At 72.1% G+C, this 15,504-nt stretch carries 16 protein-coding genes; 6 read left to right on the top strand and 10 right to left on the bottom strand.

The features are described from left to right. Position 1: 1 nt before the first annotated feature. Both ITJ54_RS16805 and ITJ54_RS16800 read right to left on the bottom strand, forming a co-directional pair. Positions 2-508 (bottom strand): AAA family ATPase, encoded by a 507-nt coding sequence (locus tag ITJ54_RS16805; protein ID WP_194630264.1) that lies wholly within the window; start codon positions 506-508, stop codon positions 2-4. Between the two features lie 13 nt (positions 509-521). Beyond that, positions 522-920: a MerR family transcriptional regulator gene (locus ITJ54_RS16800; protein ID WP_194630263.1), complete on the bottom strand. Its 399-nt coding sequence runs from the start codon at positions 918-920 to the stop codon at positions 522-524. Between the two features lie 94 nt (positions 921-1,014). Between ITJ54_RS16800 and ITJ54_RS16795 the strand changes: the two genes are divergently transcribed. After that, positions 1,015-1,716, top strand: coding sequence for an SDR family oxidoreductase (locus tag ITJ54_RS16795; RefSeq protein ID WP_194630262.1), 702 nt, complete (start codon positions 1,015-1,017; stop codon positions 1,714-1,716). 67 nt (positions 1,717-1,783) lie between these two features. Here ITJ54_RS16795 and ITJ54_RS16790 read toward each other — a convergent pair whose 3' ends face one another. Together ITJ54_RS16790 and ITJ54_RS16785 are read right to left on the bottom strand one after the other, a co-directional pair. Continuing rightward, positions 1,784-4,249: a GH92 family glycosyl hydrolase gene (locus ITJ54_RS16790; RefSeq protein ID WP_323741770.1), complete on the bottom strand. Its 2,466-nt coding sequence runs from the start codon at positions 4,247-4,249 to the stop codon at positions 1,784-1,786. 99 nt (positions 4,250-4,348) lie between these two features. Then, positions 4,349-5,239, bottom strand: coding sequence for an SDR family NAD(P)-dependent oxidoreductase (locus tag ITJ54_RS16785; RefSeq protein WP_194630259.1), 891 nt, complete (start codon positions 5,237-5,239; stop codon positions 4,349-4,351). A 79-nt stretch (positions 5,240-5,318) separates the two neighbouring features. Between ITJ54_RS16785 and ITJ54_RS16780 the strand changes: the two genes are divergently transcribed. Together ITJ54_RS16780 and ITJ54_RS16775 are read left to right on the top strand one after the other, a co-directional pair. Beyond that, on the top strand, positions 5,319-5,903 hold the full coding sequence (locus ITJ54_RS16780) for a TetR/AcrR family transcriptional regulator (RefSeq protein ID WP_194630257.1): 585 nt from the start codon (positions 5,319-5,321) through the stop codon (positions 5,901-5,903). A gap of 263 nt (positions 5,904-6,166) precedes the next feature. Beyond that, complete coding sequence (locus tag ITJ54_RS16775) at positions 6,167-7,351, top strand: MalY/PatB family protein (RefSeq protein ID WP_194630255.1); 1,185 nt, start codon at positions 6,167-6,169, stop codon at positions 7,349-7,351. Positions 7,352-7,597: 246 nt separating this feature from the next. On the opposite strand, the gene nagB is transcribed toward ITJ54_RS16775, so the two are convergent. Together nagB and ITJ54_RS16765 are read right to left on the bottom strand one after the other, a co-directional pair. Beyond that, entirely contained in the window at positions 7,598-8,383 is a 786-nt protein-coding gene (gene nagB, locus ITJ54_RS16770) for a glucosamine-6-phosphate deaminase (protein ID WP_194630253.1), read from the bottom strand. 17 nt (positions 8,384-8,400) lie between these two features. Further along, positions 8,401-9,057 carry a hypothetical protein gene (locus ITJ54_RS16765; RefSeq protein WP_194630251.1) on the bottom strand — a complete coding sequence of 219 codons (657 nt, stop codon included), beginning with the start codon at positions 9,055-9,057 and terminating at the stop codon, positions 8,401-8,403. A 36-nt stretch (positions 9,058-9,093) separates the two neighbouring features. Here ITJ54_RS16765 and ITJ54_RS16760 point away from each other — a divergent pair, with 36 nt between their 5' ends. Beyond that, positions 9,094-9,573, top strand: a complete 480-nt coding sequence (locus tag ITJ54_RS16760; protein WP_194630249.1) for an NUDIX hydrolase — start codon at positions 9,094-9,096, stop codon at positions 9,571-9,573. A gap of 152 nt (positions 9,574-9,725) precedes the next feature. On the opposite strand, the gene ITJ54_RS16755 is transcribed toward ITJ54_RS16760, so the two are convergent. From ITJ54_RS16755 to ITJ54_RS16740, 4 genes are read right to left on the bottom strand one after another with little or no spacing between them, the layout of a single operon-like run. After that, positions 9,726-10,796 (bottom strand): ABC transporter ATP-binding protein, encoded by a 1,071-nt coding sequence (locus ITJ54_RS16755; RefSeq protein ID WP_194630247.1) that lies wholly within the window; start codon positions 10,794-10,796, stop codon positions 9,726-9,728. Continuing rightward, entirely contained in the window at positions 10,793-11,680 is an 888-nt protein-coding gene (locus ITJ54_RS16750) for an ABC transporter permease (RefSeq protein ID WP_194630245.1), read from the bottom strand. Before ITJ54_RS16750 ends, ITJ54_RS16755 begins: the two co-directional genes overlap by 4 nt. Continuing rightward, positions 11,677-12,648, bottom strand: a complete 972-nt coding sequence (locus tag ITJ54_RS16745) for an ABC transporter permease (protein WP_194630243.1) — start codon at positions 12,646-12,648, stop codon at positions 11,677-11,679. Before ITJ54_RS16745 ends, ITJ54_RS16750 begins: the two co-directional genes overlap by 4 nt. 5 nt (positions 12,649-12,653) lie before the next feature. Further along, positions 12,654-13,805: an ABC transporter substrate-binding protein gene (locus ITJ54_RS16740; RefSeq protein WP_194630241.1), complete on the bottom strand. Its 1,152-nt coding sequence runs from the start codon at positions 13,803-13,805 to the stop codon at positions 12,654-12,656. 288 nt (positions 13,806-14,093) lie between these two features. Between ITJ54_RS16740 and ITJ54_RS16735 the strand changes: the two genes are divergently transcribed. Both ITJ54_RS16735 and ITJ54_RS16730 read left to right on the top strand, forming a co-directional pair. Beyond that, positions 14,094-14,531, top strand: a complete 438-nt coding sequence (locus tag ITJ54_RS16735) for a YdeI/OmpD-associated family protein (RefSeq protein WP_194630239.1) — start codon at positions 14,094-14,096, stop codon at positions 14,529-14,531. A gap of 45 nt (positions 14,532-14,576) precedes the next feature. Next, positions 14,577-15,413 (top strand): hypothetical protein, encoded by an 837-nt coding sequence (locus ITJ54_RS16730; RefSeq protein ID WP_194630236.1) that lies wholly within the window; start codon positions 14,577-14,579, stop codon positions 15,411-15,413. Positions 15,414-15,504 lie beyond the last annotated feature (91 nt).

Genomic DNA, 15,504 nt, shown 5'->3' with positions numbered 1-15,504 from the left:
CTCAGACGCCGCGCACGAAGTCCAGCGCCTGCCGCACCGTCTCTTCCAGCGGCCGGGTGCTGTCCACCACGAGCCGGTCGTCCGTCCGCGGCTCGTACTCGGCGCGGACCCGCTCGACCTCGTCCCACGTCGGCAGGACGAACCCGGGCAGGTCGTTCTCCCGCTCCTCCACGCGTCGACGGTGCTCCACGAGGTCCGGGCACACGACCTCGACCACGCGCAGCGGGACCCCGGCCGATGCCGCCGTCGACACCCACCCGGCGCGCGCAGCCTCGACCCCCGAGACCGCGTCGGCCACGACCGTCAACCCGCGGCGGAGGTCGGGGACGGCGAGCGCGTGCATGACCGAGTAGGCCGCGATCCCCGACTGCGACCTGGGGATGCCGTACTTCCACATGGCGGCCTCGATGGCGTCCACGCGCAGGCTCGGGGCGGAGAGCACATCGGCGAGCGCCGACGACAGCGTCGACTTCCCGGACCCGGGCAGTCCACAGACCTGGATCAGCACGAGCTCACCCCGCCTAGCTGGCCTGGGCCATCGGGAGGTCTGGCTGCCGCAGGGCGGGGCAGGACTCCGGGGTCGGGTGCTCGGAGATGCGGATGACCTCGTCGAGCCGTTCCCGTGCGGCTTCGAGTTCCGCCAGCTGCGCCGTGATCCGCGCACGCTCGGACGCCAGGAGCGTGAAGTCCTCGGGGGTGGCACGGCCGACGTCGACGCTCGGCAGGAGTTGCGCGATGGTGCGACTCGCCAGCCCGGCCGCGTAGAGCTGCTGTACGAGCTGGACGCGCTCCACGGCGGCCTCGCGGTAGAGGCGTTGCCCGTTGACGGAGCGGTCGGCCGTGAGGAGCCCCTGCTCTTCGTAGTAGCGGAGCGAGCGGATGCTCACCTTGGCTCGCGCGGCCAGGTCCCCGATGCGCACGACTTCTCCGATCCGGGTTGCCCCTGACACCGACGTGAGGTCTTAGCGTACGTCCGCTGCCGTCGGGATCGACCCGGGCACGGAAGGGAACACCATGGAGATCGCAGGATCCGTCGCACTCGTCACCGGCTCGAACCGGGGCATCGGGCGCCGCTTCGCCGAGGAGCTACTGGCACGCGGCGCGACGAAGGTCTACGCCACCGCACGCCGCCCCGAGAGCGTGCACATCGACGGGGTGGAGGTGCTCCCGCTCGACATCACCGACCAGCGCTCCGTCGATGCGGTGGCCCTCGCTGCGCCGGACGTCACGCTCCTGGTCAACAACGCGGGCATCACGGCCGAGGGCTCGCTGGTCACCGGCCCGCTGGAGGACGCACACCGGGTGATGGACACGAACCACTGGGGCACGCTGTCGATGATCCGGGCGTTCGCGCCGGTGATCGAGTCGAACGGGGGCGGGGCGATCGTGAACGTCCTGTCGGCGCTGTCGTGGTTCGCGTCGCCCGGGTACGGCGGGTACGCCGCCGCGAAGGCCGCCGCGTGGAACATGACGAACGCGGTCCGCATGGAGCTCGCCGGCCGGGGCATCAGCGTGCAGGGACTGCACCTCGGGGCGGCCGACACCGAGATGATGGCCGACTACGACGGCCCGAAGGCGGACCCGGCGGACATCGCCCGGGCGTCGCTCGACGGCGTCGCACGGGGCGCGGCCGAGGTGGTCGCCGACGAGTGGAGCGCGATGGTGAAGGCCTCGCTCGCAGCGGAGCCGGAGCGGCTCTACGCCCAGCTCGGCTGAACGCCCAGGAGCACGACGACGGCGGGCAGCCCCCGATGGGGCCGCCCGCCGTGTCCGTGGCCGCGTCTCAGCGGTCGCGCGGGCGGTCCTCCGGAGCCGTGGCCCAGGTCGTGTCCGGCGTCGCACCGACACGGAGCGAGAGCAGCCCGCCGCGGTTGACGAACGAGGACGGCACCCACGACTGCGTCAGCGTCCGGCCGCTCAGCCGTGCGCCCTGCACGTACGGGTCCGTGCCCGAGGACCGGATGACGATCCGCTGTCCGCTGGCCCGACGGATGTCGACCGTGCTGAACGTCGGGCTCCCGATGAGCATCTCGGCCCGCCCGGGTGTCTGCGGGTACAGCCCGATCGAGGCGAAGACGTACCAGGCGCTCATCGTGCCGAGGTCGTCGTTGCCGGGCAGGCCGCCAGGACCGGTGCCGTAGGCGTCGTCGACGACGCGGCGCACGGTCTCCTGCGTCTTCCAGGGCTGTCCGAGCGCGTTGTACATCCACGGCGTGTGGATGTCGGGCTCGTTGGTCGGGTCGAACTTCGTCGCGTCACCGCCGGTCACCGCGAAGGCACCGGACGCGTCGTGGAAGAACGTGTCGAGTCGGGCGACGGCGGCGGCGTCACCGCCGAGGGCGGACGACAGTCCCTGGACGTCCTGCGGCACGAGCCACGTGTACTGCGCGCTGGTCCCCTGGGCGAAGCCGACTCCGGTCGAGGGCGACCAGTCCGGCGTCCACGACCCGTCGGCCTGGCGCGCGGCCTGGTACCCGACGGCCGGGTTGAACGTGTTCTTCCAGTACTCCCCGCGGGCGGAGAACATCCGGGCGTCGGACCGCAGCCCGAGCGACGAGGCCCAGTACCCGAGGGCGCTGTCCGAGATCGAGTCCTCGAGCGTCTCGGCGGCGCCACCCCAGCAGTGGCAGTCGTCGTTCGCCGCGTACTGCCGCTGCAGGTACTGGTCGAGCCCGGGCCGCTGCGCGAGGCACTGCCCCGGGCACCCGATGTCGCTGAGCGCGTCGGCGTTCTGCACCGTGGCCTGGTGCCGCAGCGACTGGTACGCCGCACGGACGTCGAAGTTCCGGACGCCCATGGCGTACCAGGTGGCCAGCGTCGCCGCGGAGGGGTCGCCGGTCATCACGTGGGTCGGCGCTCCGAGGTGCAGCCACCGGTCCCACACGCCGCCGTTCTGCTCGGCGAAGCGCAGCATCGACTGGGCCATGTCCCCGGCGACGTCCGGACGGAGCAGGGCGAGCAGCTGGATCTGCGCCCGGTACTGGTCCCAGCCGGAGTAGGTGCCGTAGACGGCACGGTGCCCGCGGTCGATGCGGTGCACCCGCATGTCCGGCCCGAGGTACCGGCCGTCGCGGTCGTTCAGCGTGTTCGGCTGCATCAGTGCGTGGTACACGGACGTGTACAGCTGCGTGGTCCGGTCCGCAGTGCCACCACCGACGCGGATCCGCGACAGTTCGCTGTTCCAGGAGGCTCGGGTCGCCGCCGCCACGCTGGCCACCGTCGCGTGCTTCCGCACCTCGCCGTCGCGGTTCGCGACGGCGCCAGCGGCACTGACGTAGGAGATGCCGATGCGGGCGTGCACCGTCGCACCGCGACGCGCGTCGAAGCCGACCCACGCGCCGGAGCCGCGTCCGGCACGGTCGGCCCCGGTCAGGTAGCCCTCCCCACCGGAGACGCGCGTGCCTCCCGGCTGGACGGTGTCGTCCTTCCAGGTGCCGTTGCTCGAGAACGCCCGGTCGAAGGATGCGGTGAAGAACAGACGGTAGTAGCTGCGGCGGTCGGGGTTCGTCGCGCCGCCGCCGTTGGCGCGGCGGCTGCAGAAGCCGCCGGTCAGGACACTGCCGCTGACGGTGCGGGTACGGGGGTCGACGCGGGTGGTGGCGTCCTCGCTGCCGTTGATGGAGTTCGAGGTGCGGAAGAGCAGGTTGGCGGCCTTCCCGGCGGGGAAGGCGAACTCGCCGATGCCGGCGCGGGTCGTGACCGCCAGGTCCGTGCGGACGCCGTTGTCGAGCTGGACGCCGTAGCGGCCGGGGCTCGCGGACTCCTGGTCGTGGGAGTAGCCGGCTGCGTAGACCGCGTCGGTGGTGTCCGCGGACGGCGAGGTCGTCACGGCGGTCGTGACCGGCATGATCGGCACGTCGCCGGCGGCGCCGGGTGCACAGCCTGCGCCGTTGAGGTGCGTCAGGCTCAGGCCGCGGAGCCGGTTGACGTCGTAGGAGTAGCCGTTCGCGACGGGGGTCGAGGTCTGGTCACCGGCGGTGCCGGTTGGGCTCCACTGCAGCATCCCGAACGGCGCGGTCGCGCCCGGCCAGGTGTTGCCGTCGTGGCTGGTCCCGATGAACGGGTCGACGGACGCGGCGGGGTCGGCCACCAGCCGGGAGGCCGTGGTCGCGTTCGCGACGCCGGTCGCGGGATCGGCGATCGCCGGTGATGCGACCACCCCCGTACCGAGCAACGCGGCGATGGCGGCCGCCGCGGCGAGCGGGACCGGGCGGAGGAGCGGGCGGCGGTGCACGCGAGAGCGGTTCACGTCCGCGACGCTAGCCCCCTCGGATGGGGGCCGTGCGTCGGGTCATCGATCGGTCGCGCGGTGTTCACGTCGGGTTCCCGCCGCACGGCGTGGTCGTCGTCAGCGCACGGCGCGTTCGGCCGTCCGGTCCACGAAGCCACGGACCCGCGCGCGGAAGGCCCCGTCGGCAGCGGCGCCGCGGACCGGGATGACGTGGAGACGACGGTCCGAGCGGCGGAGCGGTGGCCCGACGAAGACCCCTTCCTCGATGTCCGGCGCGGTCGCTGCCCAGAGGACGGCACGGGCGCCGTCTTCCACCGTGCGGGCGGCGAGCCGGGCGATCGATCCCGCGAGCGTCGCGAGCAGGGTCTCCGCCTGGCCGTTCATGCCCGTCGCAGCGATGCCCGGGTGCGCGATCACCGACCGGACCACCGAACCGGATGCACGGAGCCGCTCGCCGAGGTCGACCGCCATGGCGGCCGCCGCGGTCTTCGAGGCGGTGTACGCGGCGAACTGGCGGTAGGAGCCTGGGTCGTCGACCGCGTCGAGGTCGGGCACGCGGGCGGTGCGCTGCGAGAGGTTGGAGCCGACCAGGACGACCCGCGGGGACGGTCCGCCGAGCACGGGGAGCATCGCGTCGGCGAGGACCGCCGGGCCGACGACGTTGGTTGCCCAGGTCCGTTCGAGGCCGTCCACGCCGAGCTCGAACCGTGGCGCACTGATCCCCGCGTTGTTGACCAGGGCGTCCACCACGAGGCCGTCCTCGGCGAGGTGCCGGGCGAAGGCCCTGACGGAGGCGACGGACGCGGTGTCGACGACCCGGGCCTCCAGGCCGGCGGGCAGGACGCGTGCTGCCTTGTCGAGGTCGCGGACCCCGGCGACGACGTGCGCCCCGGCGAGGGCGAGCCGGGTGGCGACGGCGAGCCCGAGGCCGCCGGTGGCACCCGTGACCACCACGGTCCGTCCGTGCTGGTCGGGCATCTGGTCGGGTTCCCATGTGAAGGACGGCATCGGTGCTCCTGGTCGTGGTCGCGAACGGCGAATCGGATGATTCATCCGGAACGGTAGCACAAGCGGATACACTGTCCGTATGGTCGACCTCGCCCGCCCGGACTCCCTCCGCTCCGATGCCCTGCGCAACCGCGCAGCGCTGCTCGCCGTGGCGCGCGAGCACCTCGACCGGGGTGAACCCGCCCAGCTGAACACCGTCGCGCGGGAGGCCGGGGTGGGGGTGGGGACCGCGTACCGGCACTTCCCCACGCAACAGCACCTGCTCGAGGCGCTCGCGATCGACGCGTTCGAGACCATGCTCGACCGGGTCCGGGATGCGGTCGCGGTGCCCGACGTCGAGGCAGCGGTCCGCGGCGTCGTGACCGAGGCCTTCCGGGGCCTCGTGGGCGACCCGGCGCTCGGTGACCTGCTGACGGGCGGGACGTTCTCGTGCGCCGACACGGCGGCCCTGGCCGGGGACCTCGTCGACTCGATCGGTGCACTCCTCGAGCGAGGCGCCGCGGCGGGTGTCGTGCGGCCGGACGTGCGGCCGGACGACCTCCGCAGACTCGTCTGCGGGATGCGTCAGGCGGCGACGGCCGGCGGGGTCCAGGTCAGCGAGCCGGACCGGTACGTCGAGATCCTGCTCGCCGGGCTGCGTCCCGCACCACCACGGAGCGCCTGACGAAGCAGACGCCGACGAGCACACCGGAGCTGGCCGCGGCCAGGGCTGCCGCGGCGACCGCGAGGTAGGCGCCCTCGGTCAACCCGCCCGCGTACTGGGTGTCGTCGAGCAGCCCGAGCCCGATGACGACGATGGCGACTCCCAGCGCACCGGCACCAACGAGGACGAGCACGGCGTCGCTGACAGCTCGCAGGACAGTGGTCCGGTCACTTCGCACACCGGGATCCTGACATGTCAGTCTCGACGCTGCCAGGATGGGGCGCATGAGCGTCATGGTCTCCCTCTTCGATGCACGCCGCACCCGCACCAGCGAGAAGTACACGGCCTTCCCGCCGGACGTGCTGCCCATGTTCGTCGCCGAGATGGACTCCGCGCTCGCCGAGCCCGTGCGGGAGGCCCTCGTCCGCGCCGTGACCGACGGCGACACCGGGTACGTCGGGCACGGCCGGGCGCTCCCCGAGGCCTTCACCGCCTTCGCGTCCGACCGGTGGGGCTGGCACGTGGACCCCGACCTGGTCCGGACGACCACGGACGTCTCGGTCGCCGCCGTGGAGACCCTGCGCCGGGTCATCGAGCCGGGCGGGCAGGTCGTCATCATGCCGCCCGTCTACGCGCCGTTCTGGGAGTACGTGTCCGAGGCCGGCGGCACCGCGAACGAGGTCCCGCTCGTCGCACCCGCGGGGCCGGCCGACCCCTTCGACACGACCGCAGGGTGGCGGATCGACCTCGACGGTGTCGCGCAGGCGTTCGCCGACGGCGCCAGGACCGTCCTGCTCTGCAACCCGCACAACCCGCTCGGGCTCGTGCACGACCGCGAGACGCTGGCCGCGCTGGCCCGGCTGGCCGCCGAGTGGGACGCCGTGGTCGTCTCCGACGAGATCCACGCGCCGCTCGTCCACGCGGACGCCACGTTCACGCCCTTCCTCGACTCCTGCCCCGAGGCCGCGGCGGTCGGAGTCGCCCTGACGAGTGCGAGCAAGGCGTGGAACCTGGCGGGCACCAAGTGCGCGCTGATGGTCGGTGCGTCAGAGCGCGCCCGCGGCTGGTTCGACGGGATGCCGGGCGAGGTCGTCGAACGCACCGGGATCCTCGGGTACACCGCGAGCGTCGCCGCGTTCAGCGAGGGCGGGCCGTGGCTGGCGTCGCTGCTGGCCGAGCTCGCGGCGAACCGGCGGATCCTGGCTGAGGAGCTCGGCGCTGCGCTGCCCGGGGTCGGCCACCGGCAGCCGCAGGCGTCGTACCTGGCGTGGCTCGACCTGCGGGCCCTGCCGTGGGGCGACGACCCCGCGGTGCGACTCGTCGACGAGGCGAAGGTGGCGCTGTCGAACGGGCGGGACTACGGGCGGCAGGGCATCGGTCACGCGCGGCTCAACTTCGGCTGCTCGGAGGACACGCTTCGCGAGGGGTTGGCGCGCCTGGCCGCTGCCGCGGGTGCTGCTGCGGGCTGAGACACCGGCGTCTCGACGGACGTTCCGGTCGGAGTGCGTGCGAGACACCACCGTCTGCGCGAGACACCGCAAAGCGCTCGAGACGCCGCCGAAAACTGCGGCGTCTCGACAACTCCGAGGCGTCTCAGCGAGACACCGGCGTCTCACACCAGAGCCGGAGCTCCGCAGACGCGAGACACCGGCGTCTCACGGACACCGGCACCGGGCGCCCCGGTGCCCGATGCCCCGCGTGCCTCGGTGCGACGGCTACTCGAACCGCTGCCAGGACGGCTTGTTCGCGTACGTGTACCGGTAGTAGTCGGCGAGCTGGAGCCCGGCGGCCGCTTCCTCGTCGACGACGACGGTGACGTGCTCGTGCAGCTGCAGCGCCGACCCGGGCACGAAGGACGACAGTGGCCCCTCGACAGCGGCGGCCACGGCGTCAGCCTTCGACGGGCCCTGAGCGACGAGGACGAGCTGGCGGGCCTCGAGGATCGTGCCGAGCCCCTGCGTCATGCAGTGCGTCGGGACCTGGTCGAGCGAGTCGAAGAAGCGGGCGTTGGCCTCGCGGGTCGAGGGCGCGAGCGTCTTGATGCGGGTGCGCGAGGCGAACGAGGACGTCGGCTCGTTGAACCCGATGTGGCCGTTCGCGCCGATGCCGAGGATCTGCACGTCGATCCCGCCGGCGGCACGGATCGCGGCGTCGTACTCCTTGGCGGCGAACTCGATGTCGTCGGCGCGGCCGTCGGGCACGCGGACCCGCGACGGGTCGAAGCCGAGCGGACCGACGACGTCGCGGGCGATGACGCTCGCGTACGACTCGGGGTGCTCGAGGGGGATGCCGACGTACTCGTCGAGGGCGAACCCGCGCGCCTGGGCGAACGAGACCTCCCCCGCGGCGACGCGACGCTGCAGGTCGGTGTAGATGCCCTGGGGGCTCGACCCCGTGGCGAGCCCGACGACCGCGGACGGCTTCTCGGCGACGACCGACGCGATCTTGGCCGCGGCGACGCGACCGACCTCCGCCGGCGTGGGCAGGATGATGATCTCCACGGATCACACCCTACTGGTCATGACCAGTCGTCGGCACCCTGGTGCCGTACCGGATCCAACGCCACCAGCTCGGGCGTCGACCCGAGCGCACGCAGCGCCCCGCGGAGCGACCACGCCGACACGGCCACGATGAGCACGGCGAGCACCAGCACGACGAGGCCGGCCGATCCGGCGACGGCCTCGAGCGCGGCGAGCAGCACCCCCACGCTGACCCCGAGCGCGTGCACGAGCACGGTCGCGGGCAGGGCGGTCTGCTGCACGCGGGCGAACCGTACCAGGGCACGACGGTCTGCGGGATCCACCGACGAGGCGTTCCCGGCGGCGATTGTCTGGTGGACCCGGGCCAGTCGCTCCGGGTCGACCTCGGACGGTGCGACGCGTCGACGATCCGCCATGGTCCAGAACACGAGTTCGACGGCCACGACCAGGTACGCCACGAGCGCCGCGGTCCCGACGAGCACCACGACCGAGACGACCGGCGAGGCCATCCCGCGCACGAGTCCGACGACGACCGCCACGACGAGTCCGAGGGCGACGACACCGAGCGACACGAAGAGCAGGCGACGCCGCCGCGGAGTCACCGCACGCACGACCCCGGCGAGCGCGAGTCGCCACCCGGCGGCCCAGACACCGTGGTCGGACCGCACCTCGAGCGCCCTGTCGCCGCGTGCCATGCCCCGAGCGTATCCACGCCTGGGTACCGTGGCCGCATGCCCACGCCCGACTTCGTCCTGTCCCTGCGCGAGAAGATCGGCACGGACCTGCTCTGGTTGACCGGGGTCACCGCCGTCGTGACCCGCGGCGAGGGCGACGCCCGCGAGCTCCTGGTCGTCCGTCGCGCGGACACCGGCGCGCTGACCCCGGTGACGGGGATCGTCGACCCGGGCGAGGAACCGGCCGTCGCCGCCGAGCGCGAGGTGCTCGAGGAAGCCGACGTCGTCGCCGTGGCCGAACGCCTGGTGTGGGTGCAGGCGCTGCCCGAGATGACCTACCCGAACGGCGACCGGGCGCAGTACCTCGACCTGGTCTTCGCGTGCCGCTGGGTGTCCGGGCACCCCGCCCCCGCCGACGGGGAGAACACCGAGGCGTTCTGGGCCCCCGTCACCGACCTGCCCCCGATGTCCGAGGACATGCGGCGACGCGTCGAGGCCGGTCTGGCCGACGAGCCGCAGGCGCGCTTCCAGCGCTGACCGGACCACCCGCCGGCCGGGAGGCTCGTACCGGCCCCGCCACGAGCCTCCCGTCCGGCGAGACTCGGCTGGGCGGACGTCGTGCGCCTCCGGGACGGCGCGATCTGTCCGCCGGACCGAGACTCGGCCCGGCGGCCCGGCCGGCCGGCGGCCTACGCGAGCGGGGCGACCGCGACCGGTGCGCCGAGCAGGCGCACCGCCACCGCCTGGCCGGCGGTGCGGCGGTCGCCGACCTCGTGCTGCACGGTGACGACCGTGTCGTCGTCGAGACGGACGGTCGTGCGGCGGATCGACCCGAGGAAGCTCGACGAGACGACGGTGCCGGTGACACCCTCGGGCGCGAAGGCGATGTCCTCCGGTCGGACGATGGCGAGCACGGGACCATCGGCCACTCGGGTGTCGAGCGCCGGCACGCGGAACCCGTAGACGAAGACGTCACCGCCACGGAGGTCACCGCGCATCCGGTTCGACTGCCCGACGAAGTCCGCCGTGAACGCCGAGGACGGGGAGCGGTACAGCTCCTCCGGCGTGCCGATCTGCTCCACGTCGCCCGCGTTCATCACGGCGATGCGGTCGGAGACGGCGAGCGCTTCCTCTTGGTCGTGGGTGACGAACACGGTGGTGATGCCGAGGTCGGACTGGATGCGGCGGATCTCCTCGCGGAGGGACACCCGCACCTTCGCGTCGAGCGCCGAGAGCGGCTCGTCGAGGAGCAGCACGCGGGGGCGGGTGACGAGGGCACGCGCCAGGGCCACGCGCTGCTGCTGTCCGCCGGAGAGCTGGTGCGGGAACCGGTCGGCGAAGTCGGCGAGGTGCACCATGTCGAGCGCGTCCACGACCCGGGACTTCCGCTCGGCCGACGGCACCTTGCGCATCTCGAGGCCGAACGCCACGTTCTGCCGGACGGTCATGTGCGGGAACAGCGAGTACTGCTGGAACACCATCCCCATGTCGCGCTTGTTCGCGGGGACGCTCGCGACGTCCACGCCGTCGATGCGGATGGCGCCGGCGTCGACGGCCTCGAGCCCGGCGAGCGCCCGGAGCGCGGTGGTCTTGCCGCAACCGGACGGGCCGAGGAGCGAGAGGAACTCCCCCGGCTCGACGCGGAGCGACAGTCCGGCGAGGGCGCGGTGCGAGCCGTAGCGCTTCTCGACGGCCTGCAGTTCGACGGCGGCGCCGGTCGCGACGAGCGACGCGGGGGCGGCCGGAGCGGTGACGGTCATGCGGACTCCTTGGTGCGGGACCGGCCGGCACGCGTGCGGCGCCGTCCGATCCGGCCGATGGCGACGAGCAGCACGAAGCCGAACAGCAGCGCGCCGAGCGAGAAGATCGCGGCCACGTAGGGGTCGGTCTGCTGCACGAGCACGAGTGCGGTCTGGAAGGTGGTGCGGGAGAGGAAGGACGCGAGGGTGTACTCGCCGAGGACGACGGTGATCGCGAGGAAGCACGCGGCGAGGACGCCACGGCGGAGGTTCGGCAGGAGCACCCGCCACGTGACGGTCCACCACGAGGCGCCGAGGGACCTGGCGGCCTCGGACAGCGTCGTCAGGTCGGTCGCGGTGACGGCGGCGGCGATCGGGCGGAACGCGAAGGGCAGCGAGATGATGCCGATCGCGAAGGCCAGCGTCCAGGCGCCCGAACCGGCCACCCGGGAGACCACCTGGTAGACGGGCACGAACCCGACGACGAGCACCACCGCGGGGACGGTGATCGGCACGATGCAGACGAACTCGAGCAGCCGACGGAGCCGGGGGTACCGCAGCGCGGTGATGAGCTGCGCGGGCAGGAGCACCAGCAGGATGATCGCCACGGTGATCACGGCGATGACGAGCGACGCCCCGAGCCCGTCGAACACCGGCTGGTAGGTGCCGCGGTTCACCGGGTCGGCGATCGCGGCGTAGTGCGCGACCGTCAGGCTGCCGTCGGTGCCTTGCCGGAACGTGAACTGCACCAGTGCCAGGATCGGCACCGCGAAGACCAGACCGACGAGCACGAGGACGACCGTGGCGGTGACCCGTGACGGGGCGGCGCCGAAGCGGCGGAGGCGAGCGGGGCCTCCAGGCCGTGTCGACCCGGCCACCGGCGCGGAGGGAGCCGCCGCGCTCATCGCTGCCACCTGGCGGCCCGGCGCTGCAGGAGTGCGTAGGCACCCATGACCACGGCCATCACGACGACCATGCCGAGGGCGAGCACCCCGGCGACGTTCTGCAGGCCGATGATCGTCTCGCTGGTGAGCTGCTGCCGGATCGTCAGCGGGACGATGCCGCCCTGCGAGATGAGCGCTGCTGCGGTGGCGAACGAGGAGAACCCGTTCGCGAACAGCAGCAACAGCGATCCCCAGAACGCCGGGGCGAGCACGGGGAGGGCGATCCGGCGCCAGTACGTGGCGCGGGAGGCGCCGAGGGTCGCGGCGGCTTCGCCCCACTGGGCCTTCACGCCCTCGAACGCCGGCATGAAGGTGAGGACCATGAGCGGCACCTGGAAGTAGAGGTAGGGGATGACGAGCCCGGGCACCGTGTAGAGGAAGGCGCCGTTCGCGTTGATGTCCCAGTGGAACGTCGTGATGAGCCAGGTGGTCACGAGGCCCTGGGCACCGATCGTGGCGATGAACGCGAACGCAAGCATCACGCCGCCGAACTGGGCCAGGACGCTGGCGACCGAGTCGATCATCGAGCGGACCAGGCCGTCGGGCCGGAGCGCGGAGAGCGCCCAGCAGACGACGGCACCGACGACGGCGCCGATCACCGCGGAGACCGCCGAGAGCGCGGCTGACGCCCCGAAGGCGCGGAGGATGCTCGGGTCGGTGAACGCGGCGAGGTTCGCCAGCGTCGGACGTCCGGCGGCGTCGAAGAACCCGCTGCCGACCGCGACGACGGCGGGGACGGCGAGGAACAGGACGACGTAGACGCTGAACGGCAGCAGGCCGAGCCACGCCAGGCCGGGGCGACGCCGGACGCGGGGTCCGACGGCACCTCTGGCGCTGGGCGGGGTGGTCGTGCTGGTGTCGCTGCGGGGTGCATCGACACCGGCGGACGCGGGGGCCGGCGGTGCAGCCGGTGCCGATGCGGTGGTCATGCTGGTCAGGACCCCATCGTGGCGGACCACTTGGCGGCCAGGACCTTCGCGGCCGCGGTCACCTGGGCGTCCGTCAGCTCGACGTAGTCCTTCGGCGCGCCACCGGCGGCGTCGAGGGCGTCCTCGTCGACCTTGCCGGACTTCTCCATCGCGGCGAGCGTGGCGGGGAAGGCGCCGGCCTGCAGGTACAGGTTCTGTGCCGTCGGGCTGGCGATGTACTCCTGCCACAGGCGCGCGGCCGCGGGGTGCGGGGCGTCCTTGTTGATGGCCTGCGCGTAGTACGAGCCGAGCGCGTCGCCCTTCGGCACGACCGTCTTCCAGTTCTTGTTCCCGCTCGCGCCGGCGGCGGGGCCCCAGGCGAGGTTGTTGTACGACCACTGCACGACGACGGGCGTCTCACCCGAGGCGACCGTCGCCTGCGTCGGCAGCACGTTCTGCCAGTTGCCGGCGGCCTTGAGCTTGCCGAAGTAGTCGACGCCCTTGGTGATGTCGTCGGCCGAGCCGCCGTTCTCCAGCGCCGCGAGGTAGACCGCGCTCGCGGCCTGGTTCGCCTGCGTCGGGTCGCCCGCGACCGAGACCTTGCCCTTGTAGGCCGGGTCGAGCAGGTCGTCCAGGTCCTTCGGCGCCTTCTTGACCTTGCTCGAGTCGTAGCCGATCGACATCAGGCCCGTGTAGTCGCGGGTCCAGGCGCCCTTCTCGTCCTTCAGCGTGGTCGGGATGTCGTCCCAGTTCGCCACCTTGTAGTCCGTCAGCAGACCGAGGTTCTGCTGCAGGACCGCGTTGCCGAGGTCGAGCACGTCGGGGGCGGTGTCCTGGCCCTGCTGCGACTTCACCGCGGCGACCTCGTCGGCGCTCGAGCCGTTCGGGTTGGCCGAGGAGACCGTGATGCCGTACTTCTTCTGGAAGCCGTCGATGATCTTGCCGTAGTTGGCCCAGGTCGGCGGGAGGGCGATGACGTTCAGCTTGCCCTCGGCCTTGGCGGCCTTCACGAGGGCGTCCATGCCGCCGGCGCTCTCGGCGCTCGTGGCGGTCTTCCAGTCGGTGTCGCTCGTGCTGCCGCCGCCGGTCGATGCGGAACTCGTGGCGGAGCAGCCGGCGAGGGTGACGACGGCCGCTGCGGCCAGCGCGAGGCCGGCCATGGTGCGCTTGTACTGCACGGTGGTGCCTTTCGGGTGCTCTGGGGTGAGCCCGAGGGATCGGGTTCAGCGACGATCGTGGGCGCGGTCGGTTTCCAGCGGCTGCTCCGACGGTGAACGGTGGCGGAACAGCGCGTGCGGTTGTACGGTTCTGTCCACTTCTTCATGACGGCGCGGGATGCTCTGAACGGCGTTGTCGGCACCACTGACGGCGTTGTCGACGACGCAGACGGCGTTGTCGACGATGCGGACGGCGTTGTCGACGATGCGGACGGCGCCGTCGGCGCCACTGACGGCCTGGAGGCTCGGATGCAGTTCACGACGACGGTCCTGCAGGCGCGCAGGACGGCGACAGGACTGCCCGTCCCGTCCGACGTCATCGAGGCGCTGGGGTCCGGGAAACGCCCTGCCGTGGTGGTCACGCTGGACGGGGGCTACACCTACCGCTCGACGGTGGGCGTGATGAACGAGCAGTTCCTGGTGCCGCTGTCCGCCGAACACCGCGAGGCATCGGGCGTCGCCGCCGGGGACTCCGTCGTGGTGACCCTGACGCTCGACACGATGCCACGGACCGTCGACCTGCCCGAGGACCTGTCGGCAGCGCTCGCGGAGGCCGGGGTCCGTGCGGCGTTCGACACGCTGTCGGCCTCGCGGCAGCGGGCGCTGGTCGACCCGGTGACGCAGGCGAAGGCGCCGGATACCCGTGCGCGCCGTGTCGCGAAGGCAGTGGAGTCCCTGCAGCCCTGACGTCGCGCGTGAGGCATCATGTCTGACATGTCAGTTCGTCGCGGAGTGGTCCGCTTCCGCGTGTACCGCCAGCATGAAGCACTGCGCGTCGAAGCGAGCAACGCGTTGATGGGGCTCCTCGCGGGAGCGCAGCTCTCCAACCACCTGCTGCAGTTGAACCGAGGCTCACAGCGGCTGCTTCCGGAGGTCTACCCGAACGTGCCCCACATCCGCCGCTTCAACCTCACGGCGGAAGCGGCCAGTGACATCCTCGCCGAAGCAGACGTGCATCTGGGAGCGATGAGCATCGCCTACGCACTCGCCCTGCACGAGGACTACATGAAGACGTGCCTGGCCATGGCTGCTGACGCCGGACTCGTCACACGTCGGCGCGCACGAGAAACGACTGCCGCCAGTCAGCACGATGCGCTGCAGACAGCGTGCGGCTCCCGCGTCGATCCGCTCCCGCTCGAGCAGCTCATGGTCCTGCGGAAGATGCGGAACGCCGTGATCCACGAGGGCGGAAGAGCTGACGGCGGTCTCGTCGACGCGATCACGGGGTTGTCGACGGAGGCGGTCGCAGCCTGGACGAAGGTCGCCGGGCGCGATCCGTCGACCATCAAATCGGGTGATGCACTTCGGCTCGGACATGGGGAGATGCTGCTCTCGCTGGCCGTCACCAAGAACATCGACCGCGCCTGTAACGTGCTCCTCCAGGACGGACTTCCCCGACACGTCTGGGTGAAGATCGCGGTCGATGACGCGCTGCTCGAACACCCGCACGCTGAGCAGGCCGGCATCGCACTCCGGAAGTGCCACGGAGTGGCGCGGCACTGGTACGGACCACTCGGACTGAGCCGACCAGAGATCGAGGACGAACTTCGTCGACGCCGATCAGACTAGGACAAAACGGGGCTCTGCTCGTTGAGCTACGGTCTTCCGCCAGGACTTGCACCTGGATCTCCGCGTTTCTGTGAGAACTCCGGTCATGAAC

This window comes from Curtobacterium sp. VKM Ac-2865 (assembly GCF_015350905.1).
GTDB lineage: Bacteria > Actinomycetota > Actinomycetes > Actinomycetales > Microbacteriaceae > Curtobacterium.
This window is presented reverse-complemented; position numbering and strand designations above follow the sequence as displayed.

What these genes read in the sequence shown, in the direction of transcription:
- ITJ54_RS16795 (WP_194630262.1), top strand. Translation starts at nt 1,015, where the DNA reads ATGGAGATCGCAGGATCCGTCGCACTCGTCACCGGCTCGAACCGGGGC.
- ITJ54_RS16785 (WP_194630259.1), bottom strand. Translation starts at nt 5,239, where the DNA reads ATGCCGTCCTTCACATGGGAACCCGACCAGATGCCCGACCAGCACGGA.
- ITJ54_RS16780 (WP_194630257.1), top strand. Translation starts at nt 5,319, where the DNA reads ATGGTCGACCTCGCCCGCCCGGACTCCCTCCGCTCCGATGCCCTGCGC.
- ITJ54_RS16775 (WP_194630255.1), top strand. Translation starts at nt 6,167, where the DNA reads ATGAGCGTCATGGTCTCCCTCTTCGATGCACGCCGCACCCGCACCAGC.
- ITJ54_RS16765 (WP_194630251.1), bottom strand. Translation starts at nt 9,057, where the DNA reads ATGGCACGCGGCGACAGGGCGCTCGAGGTGCGGTCCGACCACGGTGTC.
- ITJ54_RS16760 (WP_194630249.1), top strand. Translation starts at nt 9,094, where the DNA reads ATGCCCACGCCCGACTTCGTCCTGTCCCTGCGCGAGAAGATCGGCACG.
- ITJ54_RS16755 (WP_194630247.1), bottom strand. Translation starts at nt 10,796, where the DNA reads ATGACCGTCACCGCTCCGGCCGCCCCCGCGTCGCTCGTCGCGACCGGC.
- ITJ54_RS16750 (WP_194630245.1), bottom strand. Translation starts at nt 11,680, where the DNA reads ATGAGCGCGGCGGCTCCCTCCGCGCCGGTGGCCGGGTCGACACGGCCT.
- ITJ54_RS16745 (WP_194630243.1), bottom strand. Translation starts at nt 12,648, where the DNA reads ATGACCACCGCATCGGCACCGGCTGCACCGCCGGCCCCCGCGTCCGCC.
- ITJ54_RS16735 (WP_194630239.1), top strand. Translation starts at nt 14,094, where the DNA reads ATGCAGTTCACGACGACGGTCCTGCAGGCGCGCAGGACGGCGACAGGA.